Consider the following 10,353-nt stretch of genomic DNA (forward strand, 5'->3'; position numbering starts at 1 on the left):
CTTCATATTACAATCCGTCTAATGTAAAAACCGATCACAAGGGTCGGGGCAGAAAACGCTTGTGACTGAGTCAAGTTGTGCCTTATCGTTTTCTGTTTGAATTAAATTTGTTATCTTTTATAAGTGAAATTCAATTCACACATAAGCATACACTTATACATTAGCCAGATCTGTGACTGATTTTATAAATGCGGATTCTGCTTCTAAAAATCGTTCGCTGTCTAGAGCAGCCATACATCCTGTACCTGCTGCTGTAATCGCCTGACGGTACTTCGGATCCTGTACGTCACCGCAAGCAAAAACCCCAGGAATATTCGTTTCAGTTGTTCCAGGTTTCACACGAATATATCCAACTGGATCGGTATCAATCTGTCCCTTCAAAAATGCCGTATTGGGCGTATGACCCGTTGCAATAAAAATTCCGTTGGTCTCGATGATTTCTTCATTTCCTGTTTTTATATCCTTGACGCACAGTCCGGTAACTCCGCGATCATCTGCGATAATTTCAGTGGATTCTTTGCTAAGAGCCCAGCTTATTTTAGGATTTTGTCTTGCACGTTCCTGCATAATCTTCGAAGCACGCAGTTCATCACGACGATGAACGATCGTTACCTTGGAAGCGAACTTCGTAAGGAAATTGGCTTCTTCCATGGCAGAATCTCCGCCACCCACGACAAGCACTTCTTTATTTCGGAAAAAGAAACCATCACATGTCGCGCATGTGCTTACGCCGCGGCCAATATTCTCCTTCTCCCCTGGTATACCGCCAAGTAAATTCGCAGATGCACCCGTGGAGAGAATGATCGTTTCAGCTTGCAATTGACCCAGCCCCTCAACGGACACTCGAAATGGACGTGAAGAGAAATCCACTTCATGCACCCAACCATTCATAAACTCAGCACCGAATCGAATCGCTTGTTTTCTCATATTATCCATGAGCTCGGGACCCATGATTCCATCAACAAATCCAGGGAAATTCTCAACTTCTGTAGTTAATGTCAATTGGCCTCCCGGTTGCGGTCCTTCAATAACAAGCGGATTTAGATTAGCTCTAGCTAAATAAATAGCTGCTGTTAAACCTGCTGGACCCGTTCCTATAATGATTGATTTGTACATCACTCTTCACTCCTTTGTTTGGCTGAGCAGAGAGAATCTTGTCTTCCGATTCTCCCCTTCTCTAATTTTTAATTGCAGCCCGTTTTAGCAGAGGAAACCGGCATGCAACAATCGTTGGCATTCGGCGCACTGCTAATACCACATACACCGGTCTCTGGCAGCTCTAATTCAACCTTCGATGCAGCTTCCAGATCGCCATCCAGGTATGCTGCAATGGATCTGACCTGTTCGTAGCCCGTTGCCATAAGAAAGGTTGGAGCCCGGCCATAACTCTTCATGCCAACGAGATAAAAGTTCTTTTCTACATGGCGCAGCTCTTTTTCACCATGAGGTCTTACGGTTCCGCAGCTGTGTACATTGGGATCGATAAGGGGTGCAAGTGCTTCAACACTCTCCGTTGCAGAATCAATGCTAAGTCTAATCTCACTCAAGAATGAGAGATCCGGACGGCTTCCTGTATTTACGATAATCTCATCGATTTCTTGTATCTCCTTGCTTTCACCATTTGCAGTCCCTTGGATGTGAATCCTTCCATCGCGTTTGGAAACCTTCTCAATCATAAATGGAGTAACCACTTGGACTTTGCCGGCATCAATCAGCTGGTGAATGTGGCTTCCAAGTGCTCCTCGAGCCTCTAACTGGTCATTCTCTTCTCCGCCGTAAGCTTCTTGCACCGATTTCTTTCTCATCACCCAAATAATTTCCGTATTCGGATCTGTTTCTTTGAGCTTGGCAAGATCCAGTAGTGTGTTGATCGCAGAGTGCCCGCCTCCTACGACTGCAACGCGTTTCCCTGTGTACTTCTGTTTTTGTTCGGCTGATAAATCTGGAATGCCATAATAGATGTGATCTTTCAGATCACGCTCTTCACGTGTCCATATCCCATCGGCATGCAGCGGATTCGACTGTCCCCATGTCCCGGAAGCATCAATGACAGCCCTAGCTTCAAAGCGTTCCGTGGAGTCGTTTGTTTCAACATACAGTACGAATGGCGCAGCTTCACGATTAGCCGATTTCATTTTGTCTGTATTCTTTTTCGATATGGAGATGACTTTGGAATTCAACTTGATATAGGGCTCCAGTTCAGGCAGCTTCGCCAAAGGTCTCAAATATTGATGAACGATCTCTTGACCGAAAGGTAATTCCGTTAATGCTGGAGACTGCCAACCTTGTTTACGCAAAAGGCGCTCTGCGGCTTTATCGATGTTATACTGCCATGGTGAAAAAAGGCGTACATGTCCCCATTGTAGGATGTTCTGACCAATGCTAGATCCGGCTTCAAAAAGGATGAATTTTTGTCCTCTCTCCACCAAATGCGCTGCTGCTGCCAAACCAATCGGGCCGGCACCGATAATCGCTACCGGCAGGTTATTGTTATAGGGCGCATGCTCCTCCTTCACGGTTTCTTTAGTGTTTAATGTTACTTGGGGTGTACAACAAGAAGATGAGGCTACCTTAAATTCAATGTTCTTCATTCGTAAGCCCTCCTATTTGATATACATCAATTTTTTTTGATTTATTAACTAAAAATGAACCAATGTACTTGCAGCAGTCTGGAAAAGGCACACTTAGAATTCAGTTAGGTGCTATAAATGAATTCTAATCTTAATATTTGCATATTACAAGTATAACCTTAAAAAGTAGTACTATAGTGAAATAAGACCTTTGGACTTATGAGCAGCATCCACTCTGCTTGTCGTCTATCGAACGAAAAATGCAACATAACTCAGGTGAAAGCAGCCGATTAACTACAGCATGATTTAACTCATAATAGCTCCAAGTCCCTCTCGTCTCGAGAGTGATCATCTGGGCATCGAGTAGGATTCTTAGGTGATACGATAGCTTGGACTGAGGCATTTCCATGATTTCCATCAGGTCACAGACACAAACGCTACCTTTTTGACTGAGCTCATGCATGATCTTCAGTCTTTTCTGATCTGCCAGTGCTTTGAATTTAGTTTCGTATTGGGCAAAATCAACATTCACGCTGGATGGCTGGATAACGTTCAGTTCTTTGATCATAAACTCTTTACCTCCATTTAGCAGCAAGGGCAACAAGCAGCGGTTGGTTGAACAGTGACAGGTGCCGAGATGTTCATCGTCTGTCTCAAGTGTTGTGAATTCAACCACTTCCACATTTGTCGTGCCTTCAGCTCAATTTCATTTTGTTGATATTCAATCAATTTTTCCGTCGTGTAGTGATTCATCATTGGACGTCCCACCATCCATCAATAAAATTTGATGAATGAAGCATATCATGAAATAATTGTATGTTCAAGGACTAAATCAAAATATTTTGATTAATAATCGTTCAGCCAGCTCATATGAATTGAAATTCAAAATGTTATATGATCCGTGTTATATTTGCATGTTGCAAATATATGTTGTATAACTAAGACAAGAGGTGATTCGAAATGGAAAATGCTCGTGAGTTGTTTCAGATCATGACCCGAAGATTTGGTCTTCTAAATAAAACCTGCTGCAGTGTCGGAGGAAATGATGTCTCGTTAGTGCAAAGCCACATCTTGTATGAGATTGACCGGCAGCACAACTCTTCGATGCAACAGATTGCAGAGACTCTAGGAACTGATATTACAACGTTTAGCAGACAAGTCCAATCCTTAATCAAAATGAATTTAGTGAAAAAAACTCAAGATCCACAGGACCGAAGGGTTTATACACTGGCTCTTACGACGGAAGGAAAGTTTATAGCGACTACCATTGATCAACAAATGAATGACTATCTTAACGAAGTGTTTTCGTACATGACCGAGTTTGAAAAAGAAACCGTGCTACACTCCGTTAAAATTTTTAACGATGCGATGGCGAAATCTAATAAGTGCTGCGGCCCATTATCTGAATAATAAATTTGATATATAGGAGATGAATTACGATGCTGCTCCATTCTTACGTTGCAGAGTATTTAATGAAAAGTGACCTTCACGTTCAAAAATGCCGAGAGATAACCAATAAAGAACTCAATAGCAAAAAATCTAGTATTTCATTTTCATTTTCAAGGCAACCGCGAATGAATACCTGCTGTGTTTCCTGTTGCTAATCTTAAACTTCCTACATAGGAGGAACTGATATGAAAAACACTTCGATTAGAGCAGCAGTCACTGATGATGTGGAACGAATATTGAACATTTATAATCAAGGAATCGAGGATCGTATAGCTACGCTAGAAGTGGATGTAAAGGATATTGCATTTATGAATAACTGGTTCCAGCAACACCAGGATCGTTACGCTGTCATTGTAGCTGAGTACGATAATGAAGTAATCGGCTGGGCTTCCCTCAACCCTTACTCTCAACGATGTGCTTATGACGGTGTTGCCGACCTATCCATATACATCGATCGAGCCTTCAGAGGTAAAGGAATTGGCAGCATGCTTCTTCAGCGTCTTGAGGAGATTGCTAGTGAAAAAGACTTTTATAAAATCGTGTTGTTTACATTCCCGTTCAATCATAATGGTCAAGGCTTATATCATAAACTTGGTTACCGTGATGTGGGGGTATTTGAAAAGCAAGGGATCTTGGATGACAAATATGTGGATGTTAAGATCATGGAGAAGTTATTGTGAATTGGATGCCTGATTGAACGTATATCCATTTTTATAACCACGAATGATATACCCAGCATAAATTTCCTTTTCATCTAACGGTAAGAAGTTCTTGCCCTCAGATCGGACAAGAACTTCCATTTTAATAAACAATAAAAAGATATACGTGACTTATAATCTGATAACAAAACAAATCGACAAAGATTTTGAAATCTTCTGAAATGGGGACTATTCAACTGTTAAATTTATTCTTCTTCTGCAGATGCTACTAAAATGTCAGTTTCCAAAGCAGAGACTAACTCTTCTAATTGAGTAACACTTGTCCACTCAATTGCCCCTTCAGGTGGTTGTACACTATGATCCAGTAGAGCCTCAAGTAGCTTTTCTACTTTTGCATAACCAACTGGGTCATTTTGTAGATTTTGTATTGCATGATAAGGTTTTTCAGTTCTAACTTCTTGCCCAAAGTAAGCTCTTTCGAAATTACTTATTGACGCTAATAGTCGAACATTCGAAGTATGAGGACGATCCTGTATTGCGTTGTAGATCTTCTCGTTATGAGCCCATGCAGAATTTCTAATCCTAGATCCCTTTCTCAACGTTGTTGGGGTATCACTATCATGAAGTACGGCGTATCTTGAACCAAAATGATTTAGGATTTTTACTAAAGATACGATGGTTGCCTTTCCACGGGCTCTTATAATATGTACATCTTTATATTTTTCAGGATTGGACGCCATAATGTATTTAAATGCAGAATATTCAGTATCACCTTCAACAATAACACATCTGCCCCCAAAGAAGAATTCTGCTACATATGGATCATAGATATTTAATAACTTAAGAAGCGAACGATCTTCCTCACCCAATTTTGCTCTTTCCGGACGGAATATTGTTGTGCTTGAAATTCGCCCGTTTTTTTGTTCGACTCTTATTATCGTAGTATTATCACGTGATACATCGATAAATGCAGGAGAATGGGTTGTAACAATCACCTGCCAATTACCAGTGTCTGGCAATGAATATAAAACACGGCATGCTTCTCTAACTGCATTCGGGTGAAGACATAATTCTGGTTCATCCAATAATAGAACATGTGGCCGAGTTGATTCATTTTCGGCACTCTCTTTTCTCGTTCCCTTTTTCCCCCCTTTGCTTAAACTAGTTTCTGCAATCATTCTCAAAGCACTCCAAAGAAGAGTTCTTCTTGCTCCGCTGCCTTGCCTATCTAAAGTAGTTAAAAAACCTGATTCACTATGCCCCATCTTAAGTTGAGAATTGTTTACTTTATTGAACAAAATTAGATCGTTTTCTGCTTCTTCCTCTGTTTTTGGATCAAACTTAACAACATAGCCCGGAAATACCTCACTTAATAGTGATGAAACTTGATGTTCGATATTTTGAATTTGCGAAAGTGATTCAGTAAAGATTTGTTTTCTTAGAGTTGAGATTGTACTCAAAAGTTTGTGGTATTCTGAACCTTCTCCAACATTTTCCTGAATGTTTTTAACTCTATCTTTTATCACCTCAGCCAACAATTTCACAATCTTATCAGCTTGAACTTTTGGATCCGAAAATGCATCTACACGATGTGGTTTCGGACGATTGTAATTAGCAATATTTGCTGCTCCCCAAGGGACACCATCACTAGCCCACTCTTTTTTTTCAACATCAAATCCTTGTCTTTTAGGTGAACCTGGTGCAGTCCAAGTCCATTTTTCCTTTACTATTTTTTCTTGAGTCGGCACATCAATTTCAATCCATCTTGCTCCTGGTGCATTATCATAAACAACGGTGTGTAGTTCTATCGTCGGATAAGCGCTTTCAATAACTTTGCCACCTGGGAAGTCGTCTTCATATAATACAGCCTCATTTGAACCTTCAGACATAACCACTTCATAAGCACGTAGAATTGAACTTTTACCGACATTATTTGGTCCAACAAGTACAACAATTTTATCTAGCTCAATTGTTACAGGCTGACTTCCAATTCCTCGAAAATTTTGAATGATTAATTGCTTTAATCGTGGCCGAACTGCAGGTTGAGAAATGCCGTTTTCAATATCTTCTACGCTCATACTTCACTCTCCATTTTCATTTTAATTTTATCATAACGGAAATACATAATTTACTAATTCGATTGATTCCTCGTATTTCCTTCCGTTATTTATGTACTTTGTCGAATAATGTCCATCTCTTATTTGTTCATAGCATTCAACATTCGAACGAACCAACGATAAAGTATTGCCCAAACTCAACGAAAAAAAAGAAACTGATGACCGTTAGTATCATCAGTCTAGCTATTACAATTCAATCTTCAGTAAGAGACAACTTTCTTTTGCATACATCACAATGAATTTCAATAAATAATCCTAATCCAGTTGGAATGAAAGTGTATGCAAATCTCGCACCTGCTACGTCAACAGCTTTACAAGCATCCCATTCTCTAATTCTTTCTTCCATTTCTTCAGTTATTTCAAATATCATATTAATCACTCCAACTAAGTTGATGTTAACTGTGTATTGTCAAGTCTAGCTAATATCACTACAACAACAATAAACTAAACTATGACTGATTCGAGTTGCAATGCCCTACTCCATTTTCTGATCATTCAGACTTACTTTCTATTAGAATTCATTAATAAATTTGTAATTTAAGTATTCTATTTGGCATCTTTTAGACGATCAATTGTACTAAGAATATCCTTAATAAAAGTCTCCACAATTTTCACTTCATCAAGACTTCTACTAGTTAATAATTGATTAATTCTATCGATGATTTCAGTTGTTTCTTCTTTATGTAAATTGTCATATTCACGGAACAATTCGGCAGGCGTTATATGTAAGGCTTCTAATAATTTCTGCAACGTATCAAGAGAAATATTTCTCTCCCCCCGTTCAATCCCACCTACATAAGGTTGTGGAAGATCTACTTGCTCTCCTAAATCAGCTTGCGTTAAATTTCTAGCTTTTCTTATTGATCTTATCCTTTCACCTACATAGGTGTTAATTTTTATCATAATATAATCACCCCTCTTTTTAAGAGTAGGTGTACTTATACATGAAATAAATATACTCAAACTATATATTACCACTTCTAAATATACATTATAAGATATATATTTAAGTTTGAAATGATTTTTATAGGAGTGAAAGTTTATGGAGAATCTACCGCATCAAGTTGTCATTGAAAATGTACTTCAATGTAAAATGAGAGGAAAAGTTGCTTATCAGAGCCAGTTTCCTGCTACTGTCGGACTAAATTTAACATATGTTAAACCTTACAATGATCCATCAGGCAAAGGATATCAACGGCCAACGGATATGAAGAGAGTCGATGATTTCGCAATGTATCTTTCTAAGGGAGACGATTCATTATTTACCCCTATTTTATTAAACGCTGCTGGTATGTGGGAATTCTCAGCATATGACACTAATAGACCTATGTATGGTCGATTACTTTGCAAGAGTAAAGCATCTTTAATGGATGGACAACATAGAATTGGCGGAATAAAACGATATATTGATGAAACAAATTCAGAAATAAATATCCCTTTTATGGCTTTTCATTTCTTGGATGAGGATGAAGAAATAAGACTTTTTGATACGATTAATACAAAAGCTAAAGGGATTAGTTCTTCTTTAAGCAGATACTTAAAAAGGGAATCAGACGAACTAAGTTGGATGGCTACAGAGTTATTAACTATCAATGGAAGCCCATTTATTCATTTAGGGAGTATAACCGGTAAGCGAAGTAAAGGGCGGCATATTACTCTGCAAAATCTTTATAGGGTGTTAAAATATTTCTTCAAAGAAGCCAATGTTTCTCATCTAACCAAACATGAAAAAGTTGAAATTGCCATAAGGTATTTTAATTTAATACGCGAAAATTATCCTAATGAATGGATGAATTATAAGGAGTTTAAACTAACCCACATAGTATGTTTGGATGCTTTAGCAATGGCCGGTTCTAAATTATTACTTCATTCGAGAAAAGAAAACAGTAAACACATTGATTATGACAAGTTTACGAGGTCGGTAAAACAATTAAGAAAAATTGATTGGTCTACTGAAGGTCCTTTAAAATATTTAAAGGGGATCTCGGGTTCAAAAACACTAGCTGTGGAATTGTTTGACATGATGTATTTGGATTAGGACTAGAGAGAGGTATAGAGTTACTTATACATACTATACCTTTTCTTTACTCTGTTTTTGAAGACGAACTACCCGCCACTAATTGTCCATAGAGGAACTTCTTCTCTGCCAGACTTGTTGATAGCCATACGTATAGGATGGTGAGAAACCTCTCCTGCTTTTATCTTTTTTGCCTTTTTATTAGGAAAAGGACAAACTATTTGGTACGTATTTTCATGAAAATTTCGGTCCCAAAAAACTCGAAAAGGCTCTTTTTCTCCTTGAGGAAAAAGAAAAGCAAATACGTTCCCCTTTATTCGTAACAATTCCTTTTCGTAAAGTTTTTCACCGTTCTGTGAAGAAGTATTATGCAGGCATGCAAAGTAATAATGCATAGCTAGATATCCAGTTAAATGTGATAAGACCCATTTTAAGTGAGAATAACATTCAGGCTTTTGGATAGGGAAGTTCCTTAAACAAATATCAATTAACTGATGTATTGGATCCCAATCTCTATCATAAATAACTGAAATACTTTGGGAATATGACATAGATGGCAACGGCCGATTATCTACATCATAAAAATGATTAATTTTAAACAATGACTGTTTCCATTTCACATAAGCATAGGCATACGGACAAATTGGCGAATCTGGCGCACCTAATTTTTTGTAAGTATTTACGTATCTTTTAATGCAGGTTTTGTGCTCTTTTAAAATTGTTTTTTTTAAGTGTTTTCCAATTGCAAGGATGGTTTGGTTCCTAACTTTAAGAAGTTCTTCTGCAATGGTTACTTTACGAAAGTCATATTTCATCTCAAGAGATAACCCAGTATTTATATTCGTCCAGTTTCTTAGAGAAGTTTTCATATCGGGTATAGATTTTTTCAAATGTTGAACATTGGACGGGCTCTTAACAACTGAGAACTGGTATTGATCTATTTCGTGCTCATTTCCCTCAAGCGCTGAATAAAGAAAACTCATTAATTGAGGAGTTTGTTCGAGTTCTATGTGAGGATATAAATATATTCTATTCATTTTTTCTTTTTCTTTAGAGTCAAGAGAAATCCAACGTTGAACATTTTTGTCCTGTATATCAATGGGTGTGTACAGTCCCCAATGTGAGGAAAAAGAAAGTATTGATTGAGTTTCTCTGAAATTGTAACTACAAACACAATTATAAGGAGATTCAAAAAAACGGTCTGTTAGTTCATATGGTATTTGTTCTCGACATCCTGGACAACTTTTGTAAAGAGGTGTTTGATGAAAAGGACATTTATGAATTAATACGAACTGATGCAATGTACTATGATACCCATCTTTTAGGCACTCGATGCAAAATGCTAATGATTTGCGCCAATAGCGGTATTCACCTATATCTTTTATTAATTCATTATCTGATAAAAATCCAGAGATCTCATCGAGGCCACTGAAGAACTTGCGTTTTTCTTCGGAGGCGGTGCAAATAGTGTAAAAAGAAGACATTCACCCCGCGTTTTGGAGATGAATGTCTTCTTTTTGTCTTCATAATGCTGTATTCAC

10 protein-coding genes are annotated in these 10,353 nt (G+C 38.1%); 3 read left to right on the top strand and 7 right to left on the bottom strand.

Going from position 1 to position 10,353, the window contains the following annotated elements; all coding sequences use genetic code 11:
- Window positions 1-153: 153 nt before the first annotated feature.
- From trxB to J7E85_RS33705, 3 genes are all read right to left on the bottom strand, one after another.
- A complete protein-coding gene (trxB, locus tag J7E85_RS33695) occupies window positions 154-1,116 on the bottom strand; it encodes a thioredoxin-disulfide reductase (protein ID WP_215164300.1) in 963 nt (320 codons plus the stop codon).
- Between the two features lie 68 nt (window positions 1,117-1,184).
- Window positions 1,185-2,591: an NAD(P)-binding domain-containing protein gene (locus J7E85_RS33700; protein ID WP_215164301.1), complete on the bottom strand. Its 1,407-nt coding sequence runs from the start codon at window positions 2,589-2,591 to the stop codon at window positions 1,185-1,187.
- Between the two features lie 196 nt (window positions 2,592-2,787).
- Window positions 2,788-3,102: an ArsR/SmtB family transcription factor gene (locus J7E85_RS33705; RefSeq protein WP_215164309.1), complete on the bottom strand. Its 315-nt coding sequence runs from the start codon at window positions 3,100-3,102 to the stop codon at window positions 2,788-2,790.
- A gap of 428 nt (window positions 3,103-3,530) precedes the next feature.
- On the opposite strand from J7E85_RS33705, the gene J7E85_RS33710 reads away from it, so the two are divergent.
- Window positions 3,531-3,980: a MarR family winged helix-turn-helix transcriptional regulator gene (locus J7E85_RS33710; RefSeq protein ID WP_215164302.1), complete on the top strand. Its 450-nt coding sequence runs from the start codon at window positions 3,531-3,533 to the stop codon at window positions 3,978-3,980.
- A gap of 224 nt (window positions 3,981-4,204) precedes the next feature.
- On the top strand, window positions 4,205-4,699 hold the full coding sequence (locus J7E85_RS33715; protein WP_215164303.1) for an arsinothricin resistance N-acetyltransferase ArsN1 family A: 495 nt from the start codon (window positions 4,205-4,207) through the stop codon (window positions 4,697-4,699).
- A 224-nt stretch (window positions 4,700-4,923) separates the two neighbouring features.
- Here J7E85_RS33715 and J7E85_RS33720 read toward each other — a convergent pair whose 3' ends face one another.
- The 3 genes from J7E85_RS33720 to J7E85_RS33730 all read right to left on the bottom strand — a co-directional run bounded on the left by J7E85_RS33720 (window position 4,924) and on the right by J7E85_RS33730 (window position 7,698).
- On the bottom strand, window positions 4,924-6,756 hold the full coding sequence (locus J7E85_RS33720; RefSeq protein ID WP_215164304.1) for an ATP-dependent nuclease: 1,833 nt from the start codon (window positions 6,754-6,756) through the stop codon (window positions 4,924-4,926).
- A gap of 232 nt (window positions 6,757-6,988) precedes the next feature.
- A complete protein-coding gene (locus J7E85_RS33725) occupies window positions 6,989-7,165 on the bottom strand; it encodes a hypothetical protein (RefSeq protein WP_215164305.1) in 177 nt (58 codons plus the stop codon).
- Between the two features lie 176 nt (window positions 7,166-7,341).
- Window positions 7,342-7,698: a helix-turn-helix domain-containing protein gene (locus J7E85_RS33730; protein ID WP_215164306.1), complete on the bottom strand. Its 357-nt coding sequence runs from the start codon at window positions 7,696-7,698 to the stop codon at window positions 7,342-7,344.
- A 139-nt stretch (window positions 7,699-7,837) separates the two neighbouring features.
- On the opposite strand from J7E85_RS33730, the gene J7E85_RS33735 reads away from it, so the two are divergent.
- The gene (locus J7E85_RS33735) at window positions 7,838-8,833 is read left to right on the top strand and encodes a DGQHR domain-containing protein (protein WP_215164307.1); all 996 of its coding nucleotides are present in this window, start codon (window positions 7,838-7,840) and stop codon (window positions 8,831-8,833) included.
- A gap of 68 nt (window positions 8,834-8,901) precedes the next feature.
- Here the strand turns inward: J7E85_RS33735 and J7E85_RS33740 are convergent, their stop codons facing one another.
- The gene (locus J7E85_RS33740) at window positions 8,902-10,296 is read right to left on the bottom strand and encodes a hypothetical protein (protein WP_215164308.1); all 1,395 of its coding nucleotides are present in this window, start codon (window positions 10,294-10,296) and stop codon (window positions 8,902-8,904) included.
- Window positions 10,297-10,353: the final 57 nt, after the last annotated feature.

Source organism: Paenibacillus sp. ISL-20 (genome assembly GCF_018613005.1).
In the GTDB taxonomy this organism is placed as follows: domain Bacteria; phylum Bacillota; class Bacilli; order Paenibacillales; family Paenibacillaceae; genus Paenibacillus_AQ.

Coding starts and splice junctions, on each gene's coding strand:
- trxB (WP_215164300.1), bottom strand. CDS start 1,116: ATGTACAAATCAATCATTATAGGAACGGGTCCAGCAGGTTTAACAGCA.
- J7E85_RS33700 (WP_215164301.1), bottom strand. CDS start 2,591: ATGAAGAACATTGAATTTAAGGTAGCCTCATCTTCTTGTTGTACACCC.
- J7E85_RS33710 (WP_215164302.1), top strand. CDS start 3,531: ATGGAAAATGCTCGTGAGTTGTTTCAGATCATGACCCGAAGATTTGGT.
- J7E85_RS33715 (WP_215164303.1), top strand. CDS start 4,205: ATGAAAAACACTTCGATTAGAGCAGCAGTCACTGATGATGTGGAACGA.
- J7E85_RS33720 (WP_215164304.1), bottom strand. CDS start 6,756: ATGAGCGTAGAAGATATTGAAAACGGCATTTCTCAACCTGCAGTTCGG.
- J7E85_RS33725 (WP_215164305.1), bottom strand. CDS start 7,165: ATGATATTTGAAATAACTGAAGAAATGGAAGAAAGAATTAGAGAATGG.
- J7E85_RS33730 (WP_215164306.1), bottom strand. CDS start 7,698: ATGATAAAAATTAACACCTATGTAGGTGAAAGGATAAGATCAATAAGA.
- J7E85_RS33735 (WP_215164307.1), top strand. CDS start 7,838: ATGGAGAATCTACCGCATCAAGTTGTCATTGAAAATGTACTTCAATGT.
- J7E85_RS33740 (WP_215164308.1), bottom strand. CDS start 10,296: ATGTCTTCTTTTTACACTATTTGCACCGCCTCCGAAGAAAAACGCAAG.